General features: G+C 73.2%; 20 protein-coding genes. 10 read left to right on the top strand and 10 right to left on the bottom strand.

Annotated features, from left to right (window positions below; translation table 11 throughout):
• Positions 1-30: 30 nt before the first annotated feature.
• The 3 genes from ACT17Q_RS06315 to hrcA form a co-directional block, all read right to left on the bottom strand.
• Positions 31-789, bottom strand: a complete 759-nt coding sequence (locus ACT17Q_RS06315; RefSeq protein WP_444665136.1) for a 16S rRNA (uracil(1498)-N(3))-methyltransferase — start codon at positions 787-789, stop codon at positions 31-33.
• 25 nt (positions 790-814) lie between these two features.
• Positions 815-1,945 carry a molecular chaperone DnaJ gene (gene dnaJ / locus ACT17Q_RS06310; protein ID WP_094180357.1) on the bottom strand — a complete coding sequence of 377 codons (1,131 nt, stop codon included), beginning with the start codon at positions 1,943-1,945 and terminating at the stop codon, positions 815-817.
• A 75-nt stretch (positions 1,946-2,020) separates the two neighbouring features.
• Positions 2,021-3,040: a heat-inducible transcriptional repressor HrcA gene (hrcA, locus tag ACT17Q_RS06305; RefSeq protein ID WP_141319347.1), complete on the bottom strand. Its 1,020-nt coding sequence runs from the start codon at positions 3,038-3,040 to the stop codon at positions 2,021-2,023.
• A 158-nt stretch (positions 3,041-3,198) separates the two neighbouring features.
• Here hrcA and ACT17Q_RS06300 point away from each other — a divergent pair, with 158 nt between their 5' ends.
• Positions 3,199-4,050, top strand: coding sequence for a DUF3097 domain-containing protein (locus tag ACT17Q_RS06300; RefSeq protein ID WP_094180359.1), 852 nt, complete (start codon positions 3,199-3,201; stop codon positions 4,048-4,050).
• Between the two features lie 55 nt (positions 4,051-4,105).
• On the opposite strand, the gene ACT17Q_RS06295 is transcribed toward ACT17Q_RS06300, so the two are convergent.
• Positions 4,106-4,999, bottom strand: a complete 894-nt coding sequence (locus ACT17Q_RS06295) for a hypothetical protein (RefSeq protein ID WP_444665135.1) — start codon at positions 4,997-4,999, stop codon at positions 4,106-4,108.
• 185 nt (positions 5,000-5,184) lie between these two features.
• Here ACT17Q_RS06295 and ACT17Q_RS06290 point away from each other — a divergent pair, with 185 nt between their 5' ends.
• On the top strand, positions 5,185-5,589 hold the full coding sequence (locus ACT17Q_RS06290; protein ID WP_244937671.1) for a DUF4870 domain-containing protein: 405 nt from the start codon (positions 5,185-5,187) through the stop codon (positions 5,587-5,589).
• Between the two features lie 21 nt (positions 5,590-5,610).
• On the opposite strand, the gene hemW is transcribed toward ACT17Q_RS06290, so the two are convergent.
• Both hemW and lepA read right to left on the bottom strand, forming a co-directional pair.
• Complete coding sequence (hemW, locus tag ACT17Q_RS06285) at positions 5,611-6,849, bottom strand: radical SAM family heme chaperone HemW (RefSeq protein WP_094180361.1); 1,239 nt, start codon at positions 6,847-6,849, stop codon at positions 5,611-5,613.
• A 24-nt stretch (positions 6,850-6,873) separates the two neighbouring features.
• Positions 6,874-8,745 carry a translation elongation factor 4 gene (gene lepA / locus ACT17Q_RS06280; protein WP_094180362.1) on the bottom strand — a complete coding sequence of 624 codons (1,872 nt, stop codon included), beginning with the start codon at positions 8,743-8,745 and terminating at the stop codon, positions 6,874-6,876.
• A gap of 158 nt (positions 8,746-8,903) precedes the next feature.
• Between lepA and ACT17Q_RS06275 the strand changes: the two genes are divergently transcribed.
• The 4 genes from ACT17Q_RS06275 to ACT17Q_RS06260 all read left to right on the top strand — a co-directional run bounded on the left by ACT17Q_RS06275 (position 8,904) and on the right by ACT17Q_RS06260 (position 11,635).
• Positions 8,904-9,659: a maleylpyruvate isomerase family mycothiol-dependent enzyme gene (locus ACT17Q_RS06275; RefSeq protein ID WP_268534582.1), complete on the top strand. Its 756-nt coding sequence runs from the start codon at positions 8,904-8,906 to the stop codon at positions 9,657-9,659.
• Positions 9,660-9,788: 129 nt separating this feature from the next.
• Positions 9,789-9,989: a dodecin family protein gene (locus ACT17Q_RS06270; RefSeq protein WP_094180364.1), complete on the top strand. Its 201-nt coding sequence runs from the start codon at positions 9,789-9,791 to the stop codon at positions 9,987-9,989.
• Positions 9,990-10,121: 132 nt separating this feature from the next.
• Positions 10,122-10,808 carry a DUF6318 family protein gene (locus tag ACT17Q_RS06265; RefSeq protein WP_444665134.1) on the top strand — a complete coding sequence of 229 codons (687 nt, stop codon included), beginning with the start codon at positions 10,122-10,124 and terminating at the stop codon, positions 10,806-10,808.
• A complete protein-coding gene (locus ACT17Q_RS06260) occupies positions 10,805-11,635 on the top strand; it encodes a PKD domain-containing protein (RefSeq protein ID WP_444665133.1) in 831 nt (276 codons plus the stop codon). The genes ACT17Q_RS06265 and ACT17Q_RS06260 overlap by 4 nt, the downstream gene beginning before the upstream one ends.
• Positions 11,636-11,654: 19 nt before the next feature.
• Here the strand turns inward: ACT17Q_RS06260 and ACT17Q_RS06255 are convergent, their stop codons facing one another.
• The 4 genes from ACT17Q_RS06255 to ACT17Q_RS06240 are packed head-to-tail and all read right to left on the bottom strand — an operon-like array spanning position 11,655 to position 15,499.
• Complete coding sequence (locus ACT17Q_RS06255; protein WP_094180367.1) at positions 11,655-12,494, bottom strand: transglutaminase family protein; 840 nt, start codon at positions 12,492-12,494, stop codon at positions 11,655-11,657.
• The gene (locus ACT17Q_RS06250; protein WP_268534591.1) at positions 12,491-13,420 is read right to left on the bottom strand and encodes an alpha-E domain-containing protein; all 930 of its coding nucleotides are present in this window, start codon (positions 13,418-13,420) and stop codon (positions 12,491-12,493) included. The genes ACT17Q_RS06255 and ACT17Q_RS06250 overlap by 4 nt, the downstream gene beginning before the upstream one ends.
• Positions 13,414-15,021, bottom strand: a complete 1,608-nt coding sequence (locus tag ACT17Q_RS06245; protein WP_444665132.1) for a circularly permuted type 2 ATP-grasp protein — start codon at positions 15,019-15,021, stop codon at positions 13,414-13,416. The genes ACT17Q_RS06250 and ACT17Q_RS06245 overlap by 7 nt, the downstream gene beginning before the upstream one ends.
• A 34-nt stretch (positions 15,022-15,055) precedes the next feature.
• Positions 15,056-15,499 carry a hypothetical protein gene (locus tag ACT17Q_RS06240; RefSeq protein ID WP_444665131.1) on the bottom strand — a complete coding sequence of 148 codons (444 nt, stop codon included), beginning with the start codon at positions 15,497-15,499 and terminating at the stop codon, positions 15,056-15,058.
• A 178-nt stretch (positions 15,500-15,677) separates the two neighbouring features.
• On the opposite strand from ACT17Q_RS06240, the gene ACT17Q_RS06235 reads away from it, so the two are divergent.
• From ACT17Q_RS06235 to ACT17Q_RS06220, 4 genes are all read left to right on the top strand, one after another.
• A complete protein-coding gene (locus tag ACT17Q_RS06235) occupies positions 15,678-16,241 on the top strand; it encodes a type II toxin-antitoxin system PemK/MazF family toxin (protein WP_444665130.1) in 564 nt (187 codons plus the stop codon).
• Between the two features lie 238 nt (positions 16,242-16,479).
• Positions 16,480-16,740, top strand: a complete 261-nt coding sequence (gene rpsT, locus ACT17Q_RS06230; RefSeq protein ID WP_094180372.1) for a 30S ribosomal protein S20 — start codon at positions 16,480-16,482, stop codon at positions 16,738-16,740.
• 193 nt (positions 16,741-16,933) lie between these two features.
• Positions 16,934-17,671: an EAL domain-containing protein gene (locus ACT17Q_RS06225; protein WP_268534597.1), complete on the top strand. Its 738-nt coding sequence runs from the start codon at positions 16,934-16,936 to the stop codon at positions 17,669-17,671.
• Between the two features lie 73 nt (positions 17,672-17,744).
• Positions 17,745-18,359: an EAL domain-containing protein gene (locus ACT17Q_RS06220; protein ID WP_094180373.1), complete on the top strand. Its 615-nt coding sequence runs from the start codon at positions 17,745-17,747 to the stop codon at positions 18,357-18,359.
• Positions 18,360-18,380 lie beyond the last annotated feature (21 nt).

The following is an 18,380-nucleotide window of genomic DNA, read 5'->3' as shown; positions in this document are numbered from 1 at the left end:
GCGGAGATACGCGGGCCGGCGCCGTCGTGCTCAGCCCCAGCGGCCCAGGCGGGTCGCGAGCAGCGCCAGCGCGACCGGGCCCGCGGTGGACGTGCGCAGCACGTGCGGTCCGAGGCGCACGGGCCGCGCGCCCGCGTCGACGAGCCGCGCGAGCTCGTCGTCGCCGATGCCGCCCTCCGGACCCACGACGACGAGCACGTCGCCGTCCTGCGGGAGCTCGGCGCCCGCCAGGGGGTCGGTCGCGCTCTCGTGCAGCACCAGCACGGCTCCCCCGGCCGCGACCACCTCACGCGCGCGGAGCGCGAGCGCCCGGGAGTCGAGCGCGACGTCCACCTCCGGCACCCACGCGCGGCGTGACTGCTTCGCGGCCGTGCGCACCGTGCCGAGCCAGCGCGCGCGGGACTTGGCGGCGCGCTCGCCGCGCCACACGACGATCGAGCGGTCCGCCTGCCACGGCACGACCGCGTCCGCGCCGACCTCGGTCGCCGCCTCGATCGCGAGCTCGTCGCGGTCGCCCTTCGCGAGCGCCTGCACGAGCACGAGCCGCACGCGGGGCGTGGGCTCGCGCACGAGCTCGAGCACCTCGACGTCGACGCCCTCGTGGCCGGCGTGCGCGACCACGCCGACGAGCCGTACGCCGCGCGTGTCGACCACGTCGACCCGCTCACCGCGCGCCCGGCGCTGCACGACCCCGGCGTGGCGGCCCTCGGTGCCGTCGAGCCGGAACGTGTCGCCCACCGCGAGGGGGTCGAGGCGGCCGGGGTCGACGACGAAGACGGGTGCGGTCATCGGCTACGGGTCCTGTCCCGCACGCTCAGCGGCCGGCGAGCTTGTCGCGCAGCTTGCCGAAGACGCCCTGGTGCGCGGCGGCGAGCCGGCCCTCGGGGCGCTCCTCGCCGCGCAGCGCCGCAAGGCGGCGAAGCAGCTCGGCCTGCTCGTCGTCGAGGCCCGTCGGGACGGTCACCTCGACGTGGACGTGCAGGTCGCCGCGTCCGCCGACGTGCAGGTGCCCCACGCCGAGCCCCTTGAGCGTCACGACCTGCTCGGGCTGCGTGCCGGGGCGCAGGTCGACCTCCTGCTCGCCGTCGAGCGTCTCGAACGTGAGCACGGTGCCCAGCGCGGCGGCGGTCATCGGCACGGACAGCGTCGCGTGCAGGTCGTCGCCGTCGCGCGTGAACACCTCGTGCCGGCGCTCGCGCACCTCGAGGTACACGTCACCGGGCGGGCCGCCCGCCGGGCCGACCTCGCCCTGGCTCGTGAGCTTGATGCGTGTGCCCGTGTCGACGCCCGCGGGGACGTCCACCGCGATCGTGCGACGCGCACGCACGCGCCCCTCGCCCGCGCACTCGGTGCACGGCTCCGGGATCGTCGTGCCGAACCCGCGGCACGCCGCGCACGGCTGGTTCGTCATGACCTGGCCGAGGAACGAGCGCGCCACGCGCTGCACCGTGCCCCGGCCGTGGCACGCCTCGCACGTCCGCGGCGACGTGCCGGGCCGGCAGCAGGACCCCTGGCACGTGGGGCACACCACCGCGGTGTCGACCGGGACCTCGCGGTGCGTGCCGAACGTGACCTCCGCGAGGTCGAGGTCGAGGCGCAGCAGCGCGTCCTGGCCGCGCCGCGCGCGCGGGATCGGGCCGCGCTGCGCGCCCGCACCCGTCGCGGCGCCGAAGAACGTCTCGAAGATGTCCTGGAAGCCGAAGCCCCCGCCCATGCCGCCGCCGGGCGACGACGGGTCGCCCCCCAGGTCGTACGCGCGGCGCTTCTCCGGGTTGCCGAGCACCTCGTAGGCGCGCGAGACGTCCTTGAACCGCTCCTCCGCGGCCGGGTCGTCGCCCGCCACGTCCGGGTGGTGCTCCCGGGCGAGCTTGCGGTACGCCTTCTTGATCTGCTCGGGCGTCGCGTCGCGCGGGACGCCGAGGATCGCGTAGTAGTCGGTGCTCACGTGGTGGTCTGCTCGCTTCCTGGCGGGCTCGTCGGATGGTCGGGACGCCGGGCGTCCGCGGTGCGTGGCCGGGGGCTACCCGGCGAGGATGCGCGTGAGGTAGCGCGCCACGGCGCGCACGGACGCCATGGTCGCGGGGTAGTCCATGCGGGTCGGACCGATCGCGCCGACCCGGGCGACCGAACCGCCCTCGTCGCCGTACCCGCTCGTGACGAAGCTCGTCTCGACCAGACCGTCGTGCTGCGTCTCGTGCCCGATCCGCACCGAGACCGCGGCCGTGTCCTCGGCCATCTCGGACAGCAGGCGCAGGAGCACGACCTGCTCCTCGAGCGCCTCGAGCACCGGACCGAGGCTGCGCGCGAAGTCCGTGCCCCCGCGGGCGAGGTTCGCCGTGCCCGCGAGCACGACGCGCTCCTCGCTCTCCTGCGCGAGCGTCTCCTCGACCACGCCCACGACCTGGCGCAGCAGCGCGAGGTCGTCGTCGGTGTACCGCTGCGAGACCTCGTCGACCACGCCGCGCAGCTCCGCGAGCCGGCGGCCGGCGACGCGCGCGTTGAGCGTCGCGCGCAGCTGCGCGACGCCGAGCTCGTCGAGCTCGGCCGACGCCTCGAGGGTGCGCTGCTCGACGCGGCCGGTGTCGGTGATGAGCACGACGAGCAGGTGTCGCTGGCCCACGGGCACGAGCTCGATGTGGCGCAGCGCGGAGCGCCGCAGCGAGGGGTACTGCACGACGGCGACCTGGTGCGTGAGCTGCGCGAGCAGCCGCACCGAGCGGTCGACGACGTCGTCCAGGTCGACCGCGTCCTCGAGGAACGCGCCGATCGCGCGCTTCTCGGGCCCGGACAACGGCTTGACGGTCGTCAGGCGGTCGACGAAGACGCGGTACCCCTTGTCGGTCGGGATGCGACCGGCGGACGTGTGCGGCTGAGCGATGAAGCCGCTCTCCTCGAGAGCGGCCATGTCGTTGCGGATCGTCGCCGACGACACCCCGAGCGCGTGCCGCTCGACCAGCGCCTTCGAGCCCACGGGCTCGCTCGTCGAGACGTAGTCCTCGACGATCGCGCGCAGCACGTCCATCCGCCGCTCGTCGCTCATCTCGCCTCCGTCCGTCGCGCCGCCCGCTGCCCGTCACTGGTAGCACTCGCCTCGTCCGAGTGCCAATCCTACGCCGCGCGCGGGCGCTGCCGCCCGAGCGGTCCGTGGGCACCCTAGGGTGACGGACCGACGGACCGCGACGAGGGAGAGCCAGGCTGATGGATCGCTACGGGTCGGACGTGCTGGGCGGCGGACGTGCCGAGCACCACCGAGGACCGCGGACGTCGCGTCCGCAGGCCGCCGAGCGCGGGCTCGTCGTGGAGGAGGTCACCACCGGGTGGGTGGGTGCCGTGGTGCGCGTCGAGAAGTCGGGCGGGCAGCACGTCGTCGTGCTCGAGGACCGCAAGGGCCGCACGCGCACGTTCCCGCTCGGGCCGGGGTTCTGGGTCGACGGCGAGCCGGTGGTCCTCACGGCGCCCGTGACGTCGACGGCGCCGCGTCCGCCCGAGCGCACCGCGTCCGGCTCGCGCGCCGTCCAGGGCGCCCGGGCGCGGGTGGCGCGGGGCAGCCGCATCTGGGTCGAGGGCCGGCACGACGCCGAGCTGGTCGAGAAGGTGTGGGGCGACGACCTGCGCGTCGAGGGGGTCGTGGTCGAGCTGCTCGAGGGCGTGGATCACCTGGTCGAGGCGCTGCGGGAGTTCTCCCCCACCCCCGAGCGGCGCGTCGGCGTCCTCGTCGACCACCTGGTCGCGGGGTCGAAGGAGGCGCGGATCGCCGCCGAGGCCGTGCGCGTCGCGCCCGCGGGCACGGTCCTGGTGCTCGGGCACCCCTACGTCGACGTGTGGCAGGCCGTGCGTCCCGCGCGGCTGGGCCTGACCGCCTGGCCGACGATCGAGCGCGGCACCGAGTGGAAGCTCGGGATCCTGCGCGAGCTCGGCTGGCCGGCAGCCGACCAGGCCGACGTCGCGCAGGCCTGGAAGCGGATCCTCGGCACGGTGCGCACCTTCGCCGACCTGGAGCCCGCGCTGCTCGGCCGCGTCGAGGAGCTCATCGACTTCGTCACGGCCTGACGACGGACGGGCCCCCGCGCTGCGGCGCGGGAGCCCGTCCTCGGTTCCGGACCGGTCAGGGGACGACCGGCTCGCGGTTCAGCCGGCGGTACACGTAGGTCTGCGCGAGCAGCGCGACGGGCAGCGTGACGAGCGTGCCGACACCGCACACGAGGCCACCGACGGCGCTCGCGAGCGCGACGCCGAGGAAGATCAGCAGCGCGGGCACGATGTTGTCCCTGACGAGCTGGAAGCTGGCCTTGAGCGCGTCCACCGCGCCCGAGCCGCGGTCCACGACGTAGTACAGCGTGAACTGCGCGAAGAACGCGACCACGATGCCCGGCAGGTAGCACAGCGCGTAGCCGACGGCCGTCAGCACGGCGACCAGCAGCGACGCCAGGATCACCGCGGGCAGGTTCTTGAACTTGAAGAACGTGTCGACGGTCAGCGCCTCGCCACGGCTGATCCGCAGCGCGCCCTGCACGAAGCCGGCCTGCACGATCGACAGCACGAGCACCGCGACGACCGAGATCAGCGCCGTCGAGACCAGCACCGCCGCGAAGCCCGGGCCCGACCCGAAGGTGATGTTGCCCTCGTCGTCGATCGTGGTCTCCGACGTGCGCAGGAACAGGCCCGCGATCACGAAGTACCAGATGCCGATGACGACGATCGAGCCGACGACGTACGCGACGATCGCGATGAGGATCGGCGAGAGGTTCTCGGTGAACTTCTTCCAGCCCCACTTGAAGCCCTCGACGACGTCGACGCTCTGGTCGCCGCCGTAGCCGCCCGGGGCGGGCGGCGGCGGGTAGCCGCCGGGGGGCGGCGGGGTGGCGCCCGCGGGGGGCGGCGGGTAGGCACCGGCGGGAGGCGGCGGGTAGGCACCCTCGGGCGCCGGCGGCGTGGGCTCCTGCGGTCCGGGCGGGACCGGGTTGCTCCCGTCGTCCGGCCGCGGCGTGGTGTCGCTCATGCGTCTCCTTCGTCAGTGGGCCGGGGGTGGCCCCACGAAAGCGAACCGAAGTGCACCAGTCGTGTCAAGGAACCGTGCAGACCCTGTGGACGACCCCGAACGACTACCCTGCGACCAGCACAGTCGCCGCCTCACCGATCCGGGTGACGTCCGACGCGCACCCACCGACACGACGGAGGTACCTCGTGAGCACGACCCCCCCGAACGGCCAGGGCTGGGACTCGGCCCCGCCGCCGCCCGCGTACGGCGCGGGCCCGCAGCCGCTGCGGCCCGACGAGGAGAAGATGTGGGCGATCCTCGCGCACGTCCTGCCCCTGATCGGTCTCGGCTTCATCGCGCCGCTCGTGATCTGGCTGGTGTTCCGCGGCCGCGGCCCGTACCTGGAGAACCAGGCGAAGGAGTCGCTGAACTTCCAGATCACCGTGCTCATCGCGGTCGTCGTGGGCTCGATCCTCACGATCGTGCTGGTCGGCTTCGTCATCCTCGCCGTCGTCGGCATCGGTGCGCTCGTGCTCGAGATCATGGCCGCCGTCGCCGCGAGCCGCTTCGAGTGGTACCGCTACCCGCTGACCCTCCGCCTGGTCAAGTGACGCGGCGCTCGCGGGCGGTGCTCAGGCGCCGAAGCCCGCGAGCGTCCGCACGACGAGGTCCGCGAGCAGCCGCCCGCGGCGCGTGAGCACCAGACGCCGCGCGGTCAGCAGCGTCCGACCGTCGACGAGCCCGTCGGCGACGAGCCCGGCCACCCGGCTCCGCTCGTCGTCGGCGAGCTCGTCGAGCGGCATCCCCTCGGCGAGCCGCACGTGCAGCATGAGCCGCTCGAGCGCGGCCCCCTCCTCGTCGACGACCTCCCGCCCGGCCGCGGGGCTCAGGCCCGCGTCGAGGCGCGCCGCGTACGCGCGCGGGTGCTTGACGTTCCACCAGCGCACGCCACCGACGTGCGAGTGCGCGCCCGGCCCGACGCCCCACCAGTCGTCGTCGCGCCAGTAGGCGAGGTTGTGCCGGCACGCGTGCTCCGCGCCGCGCGCCCAGTTCGAGACCTCGTACCAGCCGAGCCCCGCCGCGGTCAGCAGGTCGTCCGCGAGCTCGTACTTGGCGGCCTGGTCGTCGGAGTCCGGCAGCGTGAGCTCACCGCGACGGACCTGCACCGCCATGCGCGTGCCCTGCTCGACGACGAGCGCGTACGCCGAGACGTGGTCGACGCCGGTCGCGAGCGCCGACTCGAGCGAGACCCGCCAGTCGTCGAGCGACTCCCCCGGCGTCCCGTAGATCAGGTCGAGCGACACGTCGAGCCCGGCGTCCCGCGCCCACCGCACGACGTCGGGGATGCGTGCCGGGTCGTGCGTGCGCTCGAGCGTGCGCAGCACGTGCGGCACAGCCGACTGCATGCCGAACGACACGCGCGTGAAGCCACCGGCCGCGAGCGCCGCGAGCGACCGCGGGGTCACCGAGTCGGGGTTCGCCTCGGTCGTGACCTCGGCGTCGTCGGCCAGGCCCCACGCGTCGTCGACCGCACGGAGCATCCCGACGAGGTCGTCGGCCGGCAGGACGGTGGGCGTGCCGCCGCCGACGAACACCGTCGACACCCGCCGCTCCGGCAGCCCGGCGTCGCGCAGCACCCGCGCGCCCAGCGCGACCTCGCGCATCGCGGTCGCGGCGTACGAGACCTGGCTCGCCCCGCCGCCCAGCTCGGTCGCGGTGTAGGTGTTGAAGTCGCAGTACCCGCAGCGCACCGTGCAGAACGGCACGTGCAGGTACACCCCGAACGCGCGCGCGTCGGCGCCCTCGACCACCGACGAGGGCAGGGCGCCGTCGTCGGGAGCGGCGTCGCCGTCGGGCAGGGCGGGACTCACGGGCGGCTCACAGCGGGAGGTGCGTCACTTCTTCTTGGCGTCCTTGGGCGCCGCGGAGTCCGACGACAGCGCGGCGATGAAGGCCTCCTGCGGCACGTCGACCCGACCGATCGTCTTCATCCGCTTCTTGCCCTCCTTCTGCTTCTCGAGCAGCTTGCGCTTGCGCGTGATGTCGCCGCCGTAGCACTTGGCCAGGACGTCCTTGCGGATCGCGCGGATCGTCTCGCGCGCGATGACCCGGCTCCCGACGGCCGCCTGGATCGGCACCTCGAACTGCTGGCGCGGGATGAGCTCCTTGAGCTTGGCGGTCATCATCACGCCGTACGCGTACGCCTTGTCCTTGTGCACGATCGCGCTGAACGCGTCGACCTGCTCGCCCTGGAGCAGGATGTCGACCTTCACCAGGTCCGCGACCTGCTCGCCCGAGGGCTCGTAGTCGAGGCTCGCGTAGCCGCGCGTGCGGGACTTGAGCTGGTCGAAGAAGTCGAACACGATCTCCGCGAGCGGCAGCGTGTAGCGCATCTCGACGCGGTCCTCGGACAGGTAGTCCATGCCGAGCAGGTCGCCGCGCTTGGACTGGCTGAGCTCCATGATCGCGCCGACGAACTCGCTCGGCGCGAGGATCGTGGCCTTGACGACGGGCTCGCGGACCTCGCGGATCTTGCCGCCCGGGAACTCCGACGGGTTCGTCACGTGGACCTCCGTGCGGTCCTCCATGACGACGTCGTAGACGACGTTCGGGGCGGTCGAGATGAGGTCGAGGTCGAACTCGCGCTCGAGCCGCTCGCGGATGATCTCGAGGTGCAGCAGGCCGAGGAACCCGACGCGGAACCCGAACCCGAGCGCGACGGACGTCTCCGGCTCGTAGTTCAGCGCGGCGTCGTTGAGCTTGAGCTTGTCGAGCGCGTCACGCAGCGCGGGGTAGTCCGAGCCGTCGATCGGGTACAGGCCCGAGAACACCATCGGCTTGGGGTCCGAGTAGCCGCCGAGCGCCTCCGCGGCGGGCTTGGCCGCGTTGGTCACCGTGTCGCCGACCTTGGACTGCCGCACGTCCTTCACGCCCGTGATGAGGTAACCGACCTCACCGACGCCCAGGCCCTTCGTCGGGACCGGCTCGGGGCTGATCACGCCGATCTCGAGGAGCTCGTGCGTCGCCTTGGTCGACATCATCGCGATGCGCTCGCGCGGGTTGAGGTTGCCGTCGACCACGCGCACGTACGTGACGACGCCGCGGTAGGTGTCGTACACGGAGTCGAAGATCATCGCGCGCGCCGGCGCGTCCGCGGCGCCCACGGGCGCGGGGATGGTCCCGACGATGCGGTCGAGCAGCGCCTCGACGCCCTCGCCCGTCTTGCCGGACACCTTCATGACGTCGCCCGGGTCGCCGCCGACGAGGCCCGCGATCTCCTCCGCGTACTTCTCGGGCTGCGCGGCCGGCAGGTCGATCTTGTTGAGCACCGGGATGATCGCGAGGTCGTTCTCGAGCGCGAGGTACAGGTTCGCGAGCGTCTGCGCCTCGATCCCCTGCGCGGCGTCGACGAGCAGCACCGCGCCCTCGCACGCGGCGAGCGAGCGCGACACCTCGTACGTGAAGTCCACGTGACCGGGCGTGTCGATCATGTTGAGCGCGTACGCGGTGTCGCCGACCTGCCACGGCATGCGCACGGCCTGCGACTTGATGGTGATGCCGCGCTCGCGCTCGATGTCCATGCGGTCGAGGTACTGGGCCCGCATCGCGCGCGCCTCGACGACGCCCGTGAGCTGCAGCATCCGGTCGGCCAGGGTCGACTTGCCGTGGTCGATGTGGGCGATGATGCAGAAGTTGCGCAGGAGCTCGGGCGCGGTGGCGGCAGGGCGGATGCGCGCTGCGGCTGCGGCACTCGGGATCGGGGACACGCGGCGGGTGCTCCGGTTCTCGTCGGGGTTACGGCCGGCAGGCCCCGGTCGACCGGGACTCGCCGTGCGGTGCGGTGCTCGAGGACCTGGCGGAAGATGCCCGGGACTCGGCCGGACCGGCACTCGTGGGTGTCGGTGCCCGGCGCCACCATGGTCCCATGACCCGGGCCCCGTACGACGCCGCGACCGCCGAGCCGCCCGCACGCGCCTCGGACGGTGCGCCTTCCCCCGCACCGCTCGGGCTCGACCACCTCACGCACCTCGTGGCGGCGCAGGACGCGTTCCTCGCCTCGATCGCCGAGGTGGACCCGACGACGCGCGTGCCGTGGTGCGGGCGCTGGCGCGTGCGCGACCTCGTCGTGCACCTGGGACGCATCCACCACTGGGCCGCGGGCCAGGCGTCGAAGCGGCAGGAGACACCGCTGGGACGCGGGCCGTTCGTGCTCGACACGTTCTACGCGACCCAGGCCGCCGAGCTGCGCGAGACCCTCGTCCGCCTCGGCGACACCGAGGGCTGGACCCTGGTCGGCAACGGTCCCGCGTCCTGGTGGCGCCGCCGCCAGCTCCACGAGACGACCGTCCACCTGTGGGACCTGCGCACCGCGGGTGGGCTCCCCCTCGACGACGACGCCGCCGTGTGGTCCGACACGGTCGACGAGGTCGTCACCGTCATGCAGCCCCGCCAGCAGGCGATGGGGCGCATGCAGCCCCTGCCCGCCCCGGTGCGCCTCGTCGCGACCGACGCGGACCAGACCTGGCTGCTGGGCGGCACGGGCACACCCTCCGTCACGGTCGAGGGCACCGCGCAGGACCTCGCGCTCCTGGTGTGGGGCCGCCGGTCGCCCGACGAGGTCGCGGTGCGCGGTGACGCCGCCGCACTCGACGACGCGCTCGCCCGCCGCCTGACGCCCTGACGGCGCTCCGTCCGGTTGCGGGCTGGTGTGACCGCGGCCACAGTCGAAGGACGGTCGGCAGCGAGCGCAGCACCACGCACGGCCCGCGCTGACCTGCCACCGCACCACCAACCCACAGGAGGTCGCGTCATGTCCGTCGCCCGCATCACCACCATCAGCGCCCGCTCCGAGAAGAGCTTCGACGACGCCGTACGGCTCGGGGTCGAACGCGCGTCGGCGACCCTGCGCAACGTGTCGGGCGCGTGGGTCAAGGACCAGAAGGTCGAGGTGGCCGACGGCACGATCACCGCGTACCACGTGGTTCTGGAGGTCACCTTCGTCCTCGAGTGACCCCGGATCGACCATCGTCGCGCGACGCCCCGCACGCCTCGGCCGCGGGGCGTCGTTGCACGCCCCGGACACTCGTCCACAGCCTGACGTACTGCGGCTCGACGCCCTGTCCGCTTTGGGTACCTTCGGCACATGCGCCTTCTCGCAACGGTCACGGCGTGTGACCGATCCCGCCGCACGGTCACGCCACGCTCGCGTTTCCGCCCACGCACGCTCGCAGCGACCGTCATCGCGACGGCCGCGCTGGCGGGGTGCACAGCGAGCGCGCCCGCCGACACTCCCACTGCGCGAGTCACCCACGATCGCGAAACGACAGCACCCATCACCCCATCGCCTGCACCGACGCCTACACCGACCCAGGCGGCGCCGGATCTCAGTTCGGTTGACCTCACGACCCCTCCGCCGCGCCCGGCAGCCTTGGATGCGCCCGCCGACGAGGACGCCGCCGCCGACGTCGCGGAGTACTTCGTCCTCCTCTTCCCGTACGCCGCGGCAACGCACGACCTCAAAGGCATGCAGGCCCTCTCCCACGACGACTGCCGGTATTGCAACCGCATCATCGAGCTCATCGGCGACTACGAGTCACAAGGGGTCAGAACCGAAGGTGGCGCGATCGTCGTGAACTCCACCGACGTCATGGCGCGCAGTGCCGACTACTTCACGGTGACGGTCAGGCTGACCCAGGAACCGTCGCGAGAGATTGCTCCTGACGGGTCGATCGTCGAGGAAGATCCGGGAGCGACCAACCATCCCTTCGAAGTCGACGTCATGCACACCGACGACGGCTGGAAGGTGATCGGGCTGGTCGAGCCGTCATGAGGTCAGCCTTCCGTCTCGGCGTCGCGATCCTCTCTGCACTCGGCCTCTCAGTCACGGTTGCAACGCCCGGTACCGCGATCGGGGTCGGCGGCCGCGCCCGAGACGACGAACTGGTCTTTCGCGCGATCAACGCGACCGCGGGCCTGAGCGCGTATGTCGCGAACCCGACCGCAGGCATCTACGAGTGGAAGCGCGACCTCCCGTGCTGGAGTCGTGCTCCGGAGATCGACGACGTCAGCCACGATCTCTGCTGGGGTGGATCGGCAGTCCAGCACGATCCGCCTGAGTGTGAGGACGGCGACGCGCTCCAGCCGATCTGGCGTCGCATACGGGACGTGAACCCGTGGGAGCAGCAGGTGGGATGGCACTGCCCGGAGGACCTGCTCCCCGCCGTCGCCGAGGACGACTTCCGGCAGCTGACGATCACGCCGCTGCGAGCGCACATGCAACCGGATCGGGGTGAGGTCCTCGTCAACAAGCCCACGATCGTCTACACGGAGGCAGAACCGGCCACCTTCCGGACGGAGCTCCTGGGGTTCGGACTCGATATCGAGGCGACACCGATCGCTTTCGTGTGGGACTTCGGCGACGGCGAGCGTCCGTTGGAGACGACGAGTCCCGGTCACCCCTACCCCGACCACGACCTGGCGCGGTCGTACCGTGAGCCCGGGAGCGCGCGGATCACCCTGTACACGACATGGACGGGTCGCTACCGAGTGGACATCGACCCGTTGCACAAGTGGCGCGACATCGACGGCACGGCGTTCACGACGTCGAGCACGCCCCAGTTCGAGATCGTCGAGCTCCGCAGCCACCTCGACGGCTGACCGGCGCCTGCTTGCGGGGTCAGGCCTCGCGGGTGATGCGGACCTCGACGTCGAGCTCCTGCGTGCCGGCGCCTGCGTAGATGCCGCGCAGCGGCGCGACGTCGTCGTAGGACCGGCCGCGCGCGAGGACGACGTGGTGCTCGCCCGCGGGGACCCGGTTCGTCGGGTCGTACGCGACCCAGTCGCCGACCCACCACTCGACCCAGGCGTGCGACTCACCGGTGACGGTCTGGCCGACCTCCCCGCCGCGAGTCGGGTGCAGGTAGCCCGAGACGTAGCGCGCCGGGATGCCGACGGACCGCAGGGCACCCAGCGCGAGGTGCGCGACGTCCTGGCACACCCCCGCGCGGGCCGCCCATGCCTCGGCGGCCGGGGTGTGCACCGTGGTGACACCGGGGATGTACTCGACGCGGTCACGCAGCGCCTCGCACACCGCGACGGCCGCGTCGGAGGGCTCGAACCCTTCGGCGCTCGCCCGCGCGAGCTCGGCGACCTCGTCGGGGGCGGCGGTCGTCGGGGTGTCGGCGAGGAACTCGGCCATCCGGTCGCGGACCTCGTCGGTGCCGAGCGCGTCCCACCCGAGCACCGCGCGGGGCGGGGCGGGTTCACGCACCTCGACGACGTGCTCGGCCGTGATGACCATCGACTCGTGCGGCACGAGCACCTCGAACGCGGTGACCGCGGTGCCCCAGTAGTCGCGGTACTCGTACGACCACGTGTGCGGCTGGGCCTCGAACCTGCTCGAGACGACGGTCTGCCCGGCCTGCGACACCGGGGTCATGCGCGCCTCGTTGTAGGACGCCTGCACGGGCGCGGCGTAGCGGAACGTCGAGGTGTGCACCACGCGGAGCCGGTTCACAGGTTCTCCCCCACCCAGGTCGTGGTGAGCGCGGACGGGAAGTAGCGGCCGCGGACCGCGTCGGACGCCGCGGCGCACGCCCGCTGCACCTGCTCCATCTCGCGCGGGAGCGCGTCGAGCACGTCGATCAGCGGCCGGTACTCGAGGTTGGTGCGCACGAGGCCGATGTGGCGACGCGCGTCGTCGACGATCGCCCGGTCCGCGACGGGCTCCAGCGCCGCCAGGCACGCCTCGGCCTGGTTGAGCGCGAACACGATCGAGCGCGGGAACAGGCGGTCGAGCAGCAGGAACCCTGCCGCACGCTCGTCGGACGCCGCGCCGCGGTACGTGCGCAGGAACGCCTCGTGCGCGCCGCACGAGCGCAGCAGGGTCGTCCAGCCCGGCCCGCCGGACCCCGCGAGCGCGCGCGTGGTGAGCAGGCGCGCGGTCATGTCCGCACGCTCGATCGAGCGGCCCAGGACCATGAACGCCCACGTGTCGTCGCGGGACGCGGTCGCGTCGACGACCCCGGCGACCACCGCGGCCCGCTCCCGCACCCACGTGAAGTAGTCGTGCGGCCGTGCCGGGCGCATGTGCGACGGGAGCTGGTTCCACGTCGCGTTGAGGCTCTCCCACAGCTCGGTCGAGATGACCTCGCGGGCCCGACGCGCGTTCTCCCGCGCCGAGACGAGCGCGCCGGCGATGGACGACGGCGAGAACCGGTCGTACGCGAGCACGTCCAGCACCTCGACGCGACCGATCGGCGCGCCCTGGGCCGGCAGCCGGCGGTCCATGACGGACAGCAGCGAGCGGCAGGCCAGGTCCTCCTCGGCCCACGGGTCCTCGAGCAGGATCTGCAGGTGCACGTCGAGCAGGCGCGCGGTGTCGTCGGCCCGCTCCACGTAGCGGCCGATCCAGAACAGCGACTCGGCGATGCGGCTCAGCACGTCACCACCTCCTGGTCCGACGACGACGCGCGCACGGGACCGTCGAGCGTCTGCTGCTGCTGCTGCATGACGTGCGCGCGGATGTCCTGCGGGTTCGCGTCGATCGGCACCGCGTTCCCCACGGGGACGGGCTGGTGCACGGCCGCGGTCGCGGGCTCGCGTCGCGGCGGCGCACCGCCCAGCACCCACGTGTCCTTGGACCCTCCGCCCTGCGAGGAGTTCACGACGAGCCGCCCCTCCGGCAGCGCGACGCGCGTCAGACCGCCGGGCAGCACCCACACGTCGTCGCCGTCGTTGACGGCGAACGGGCGCAGGTCCGTGTGCCGGGGGCGCAACCCGTCCTCGACGAGCGTCGGGACGGTCGACAGCTGCACGACGGGCTGGGCGATCCACCCGCGCGGGTCCTCGACGAGCCGCGAGCGCAGCGCGTCGAGCTCGGCGCGCGTGGCCGCCGGGCCGACGACGAGCCCCTTGCCGCCCGAGCCGTCGACGGGCTTGACGACGAGCTCGTCGAGCCGGTCCAGCACCTCCTCGAGCGACCCGGGTTCCTCCAGGCGCCACGTGTCGACGTTCGCGAGGATCGGCTCCTCGCCCAGGTAGTAGCGGATCAGGTCCGGCACGTACGTGTAGACGAGCTTGTCGTCGGCCACGCCGTTGCCCACCGCGTTGGCGATGGTGACCGTGCCGTTGCGCGCACACGTCATGAGGCCGGGCGAGCCCAGCAGCGAGTCGGCACGGAAGGTGACCGGGTCGAGGAAGTCGTCGTCGACCCGGCGGTAGATGACGTCCACCCGACGACGACCCTGCGTGGTGCGCATCCACACGCGACCCTGGGCGCAGAACAGGTCGCGACCCTCGACGAGCTCGACGCCCATCGTCCGCGCGAGCAGCGAGTGCTCGAAGTACGCGCTGTTGTAGACGCCCGGCGTCAGCACGACGACCGTCGGGTCGTCCACGCCAGCCGGGGCGGCCGCGGTCAGCGCGGCGAGCAGGCGGCGCGGGTAGTCCGAGACGGGCCGGATCCGCAGCGCCGCGAACAGCTCCGGGAACGTCTGCGCCATCGCCCGCCGGTTCGACAGGACGTAGCTCACGCCGCTCGGGACGCGCACGTTGTCCTCGAGCACACGCCAGCCACCGAGCGAGTCGCGGATCAGGTCGATGCCCGACACGTGCACCCGCACGCCGTTGGGCGGGGTGATCCCGCGCGCGGCGCGGCAGTAGTTCGTCGACGAGACGACGACCGAGCGCGGCAGCACGCCGTCCGCGACGACCCGCTGCGGCCCGTACACGTCCGCCAGGAACGCCTCGAGCGCGCGGACCCGCTGCGCGACGCCCGGCGCGACGTGCTCCCACTCGTCGCCCGCCAGGACGCGCGGCACGACGTCGAGCGGGAAGGGCCGCTCCTCGCCCGCGAAGTCGAACGTCACGCCCTGCGTCAGGTAGGTGCGGGCGAGAGCGTCGGCGCGAGCCCGCAGCTCGCCGGCGGAGAGCTGCGCGAGCGCCGCGTGCACGTGCTTGTACGCGGCGCGCGGGCCGGTCGCGGGGTCGAGCATCTCGTCCCAGGCGACCCCGGCCGGGTAGTCGTCGAAGAGGTCCGCCATGGGCCGAACGTAGCCCGGGCAGATCACCGGCGCGTTACGTGGCCCCGTCGAGCGCGGCGGCCCAGGGCAGCACGTCGACGGCGACGCCCGAGCGCTCCACGCGCGCCACCGCGTCGTCGAGGAGCCGGGCGACACTCGTCGCGCTGCCCGGCTCGCGCTCCCCCGCGACGCACACGACCCGCAGCTCGCGCAGCTGCGGCTCGTCGACGACCGCGTGCTCGGCGGCCCGCACCTCGAGACGCGCCCACAGGTGCGCGACGGGCAGCTGGAGGACCTCGGCGGCGAGGCCGCCCAGGCGCACGCCCCGCGCGGCGCGCGCCCCCGCCGCGCCGACGGCGACGCGCAGCCGTGCGCCGCGCGCGGCGCGCACGAACGCGTCGAGCAGGACGCCGGGCGCCGCGGACGCCCGCAGGTGGCACGCGGGCCGGCTCGCGACCCACCCGTCCCAGGGCTCGACGCGGGTGGTCCGTCCCGCCATGTGCGCTCCCCTCCATCCTCGCGTGGCGTCCGGCCGGGACGTCCACGCGCCGACCGTAGACCTGGTGCTGGACCTCATACGAGACCCGGTACGAGACCTGGTACGAGACCCGGTATGCGACCCGGTGGGTCCCGACGAGGTTGCACACCGACCCGGACGACCCACTAGGTTCCCGGGCGTGCCCGCTTCGTCCTCCGTCTCGCACCTCCTGCGCAGCGCTGCCGCGCTGCTGCGCGCGCTCGGCGCACGCGGCTCGACGAGCACCCGCGAACGCCCGCGCCCACCGCGCCCACCGCGCCCCGCGGGGCCGACGGCCCCACAGACCGCACGCCGCACGCTGCCGGACCACGTCGGCGCGGTGCCGATCCACTACAGCCCCGAGCCGGACGGCGCCGCCGACCCGGGCGAGATCGTGTGGACGTGGGTGCCCTACGAGGAGGACGCGACACAGGGCAAGGACCGCCCGGTGCTCGTCGTCGGCTGGGACGGGCCGGTCGTGCTCGGCCTCATGCTCACGAGCACGGACCACGGCCGCAACGCCGCGCGGGAGGCGCGCAAGGGTCGCGTGTGGATGGACATCGGCTCGGGCCCGTGGGACGCGCGGCGCCGGGACAGCGAGGTCCGCCTGGACCGGGTGCTGCGCCTCGACCCCGACTCCATCCGCCGCGAGGGCGCCGTCGTCGACCACGACCTGTTCGTGCGGGTGACCGACGCGCTGACCGAGCTGCGCGGCCGGGTCTGAGGGCCATCGCCCCCGAGACCCCGGCGGTGGCGACCCGGTGTGACGTCCGCCGGTCCGGGCTGCGCGGCTTGGGTGGGGGCGTCCGCGTCGGGTAGCATCTTCCCTTGCGTGTCCGCCCAGGTCGGCGGGCACTCGCCCAGCTCCTCTCCGCGGGTGTCCCCACGCCCCAGTCCCGGAGCTGCGCGCGCCCTCTACGACCTGTCAGATCGCTTCGGCGAACGCACAAGAGAGTCCACCAGTGGCGAACATCAAGTCCCAGATCAAGCGCATCCGCACCAACGAGAAGGCGCGCCTGCGCAACAAGTCGGTGAAGTCCGAGCTCAAGACGCACGTCCGTCGCGTCCGCGAGGCCGTCGCCGGCGGTGACAAGGACGCGGCCACCGCCGCGCTGCAGACCGCGTCGAAGAAGCTCGACAAGGCGGTCAGCAAGGGCGTCATCCACGCCAACCAGGCGGCCAACAAGAAGTCGGCGCTCGCGAAGTCGGTCAACTCGCTCTGAGTTCCCGCGCGCGGGCAGCACACGCCGCACGTCGTGCGTGAGCCACGAGGCGTCACCCCTGAGGGGGTGGCGCCTCGTCCCGTCTCCGGCGGCCGCGCGTCGCGGCAGCGTGGACCACGGCGTGGATGAAACGTTTGGGGCGAGCGATTTCCACCCGGGCGTTCGCGCAACCGCGCCGCGCACCTGTGATGTCATGGTGCGTGTGAAGGACGACCTCGACGACGCGGCACTCCGGCGCCTCGCGGCGGCTGTGGACGACGCGATCCCGGGGGCCCTTCGCACGCAGTGGGAGGCGCACGTCTCGGCCTCCCCCGTGCTCGTCGGCCGCCAGGGCATCTTCACCGCATCCGGCCAACCGGTCGCGTACGAGCTCTCCTACCGCGGGGACGGCGCCCTGTCGGGCGCTTCCGCGGGCTCCTGGAGCGCGCAGCAGCACGAGCGTGCGACCGCCCACGTGCTGTCCGCGACGTTCGGCCGCGCGGACCTCGAGAGCGTCGCGAACGGACGGCTGCTGTTCGTGCGGTGCACGCGCGCGTACCTCGTCGGTGACCTCGCGGTGCCGCGCCGCCCCGACCGGCTCGTGCTCGTCGTCCCGGACACCGTGCCGATCGACGCCGACGTGCTCGCCGGCGTCCGGCGCCTGCGCGCCGAGGGCTACCGGTTCGCGCTGCCGGCGTTCGTGAGCAGCGCGGCGCAGCGTCGACTCCTGCCGCACGCGGACTACGTCAAGGTCGACGTGCGGGACCTCGACGTCGAGGGGCACCCCGTCGTCACGCTCGCCCGCTCGTACGGCGCGAGCCTCGTCGCGGAGTACGTCGAGACCCCCGAGGCGATGGCACACGCCCGTGACCTGGGGTTCACCCTGTTCCAGGGCAACCTTCTCGAGCGCGCGGGCGTCCTCGACCGCGCGAGCGCCCAGATCGTCGACTGACGCGGACACGGACGCCGGCGACGTGTCTCACGAAACGGCGTCATGGATCGCGCGTCTGCGCCTCTCATCCAGCGTGAGTCCCTCCACGAGCGCGTCACGGCCCTCGACGCCGCCGCAGGTCGCGCGCCAGCCGATCTGGTCACCGGGCGGTGACCTGCACGGCTACGAGCTGCTGTACCGCAGGCCGGACGGCACACCGGCGGGCGTGGACCACTGGGACGAGGGGCGCCAGGAGGACGCCACCGAGGCGGTGCTCGGCCGGATCCCGACGATGGACCTGCACGACACGCTCGCGTTCGTCAACGTCACGCGTGGCTACCTGGTCGACAGCCGCACCCTGCCGCCGCACCGCGACCGGCTCGTGCTCGAGGTCGTCGAGACCGTCCCGGCGGACGACGCCGCCCTCGCGGGCCTCACGCGGCTGCGGTCGGCGGGCTACCGCCTGGCGATCGACGACTTCACCGCGACCGCCGCGCAGCTCGCGATGCTGCCGTGGGCCGACTACGTGAAGATCGACTGCCGCGACCTGGTCCGGCACGGCAGCGCGCTCGTGGAGCTCGCACGCAGCACGGGGGCGCAGGTGGTCGCCGAGCGGGTGAGCGACGCCGCGCTCGTGGACCACTGCGTCGCGTGGGGGTTCGACCTGCTGCAGGGCGACATCCTCGGCCCCGCGGCCACGATGCTCTGACCGTCGCCCTGGCGCCGGCCG

This window comes from Cellulomonas sp. CW35 (assembly GCF_052378485.1).
GTDB classification, from domain to species: domain Bacteria; phylum Actinomycetota; class Actinomycetes; order Actinomycetales; family Cellulomonadaceae; genus Cellulomonas; species Cellulomonas uda.
This window is presented reverse-complemented; position numbering and strand designations above follow the sequence as displayed.

Excerpts from the sequence above, each read along its gene's own strand:
- ACT17Q_RS06315 (WP_444665136.1), bottom strand. The coding sequence starts at position 789 with ATGACCGCACCCGTCTTCGTCGTCGACCCCGGCCGCCTCGACCCCCTC.
- hrcA (WP_141319347.1), bottom strand. The coding sequence starts at position 3,040 with ATGAGCGACGAGCGGCGGATGGACGTGCTGCGCGCGATCGTCGAGGAC.
- ACT17Q_RS06300 (WP_094180359.1), top strand. The coding sequence starts at position 3,199 with ATGGATCGCTACGGGTCGGACGTGCTGGGCGGCGGACGTGCCGAGCAC.
- ACT17Q_RS06295 (WP_444665135.1), bottom strand. The coding sequence starts at position 4,999 with ATGAGCGACACCACGCCGCGGCCGGACGACGGGAGCAACCCGGTCCCG.
- ACT17Q_RS06275 (WP_268534582.1), top strand. The coding sequence starts at position 8,904 with ATGACCCGGGCCCCGTACGACGCCGCGACCGCCGAGCCGCCCGCACGC.
- ACT17Q_RS06270 (WP_094180364.1), top strand. The coding sequence starts at position 9,789 with ATGTCCGTCGCCCGCATCACCACCATCAGCGCCCGCTCCGAGAAGAGC.
- ACT17Q_RS06265 (WP_444665134.1), top strand. The coding sequence starts at position 10,122 with ATGCGCCTTCTCGCAACGGTCACGGCGTGTGACCGATCCCGCCGCACG.
- ACT17Q_RS06260 (WP_444665133.1), top strand. The coding sequence starts at position 10,805 with ATGAGGTCAGCCTTCCGTCTCGGCGTCGCGATCCTCTCTGCACTCGGC.
- ACT17Q_RS06245 (WP_444665132.1), bottom strand. The coding sequence starts at position 15,021 with ATGGCGGACCTCTTCGACGACTACCCGGCCGGGGTCGCCTGGGACGAG.
- ACT17Q_RS06240 (WP_444665131.1), bottom strand. The coding sequence starts at position 15,499 with ATGGCGGGACGGACCACCCGCGTCGAGCCCTGGGACGGGTGGGTCGCG.
- ACT17Q_RS06225 (WP_268534597.1), top strand. The coding sequence starts at position 16,934 with ATGGTGCGTGTGAAGGACGACCTCGACGACGCGGCACTCCGGCGCCTC.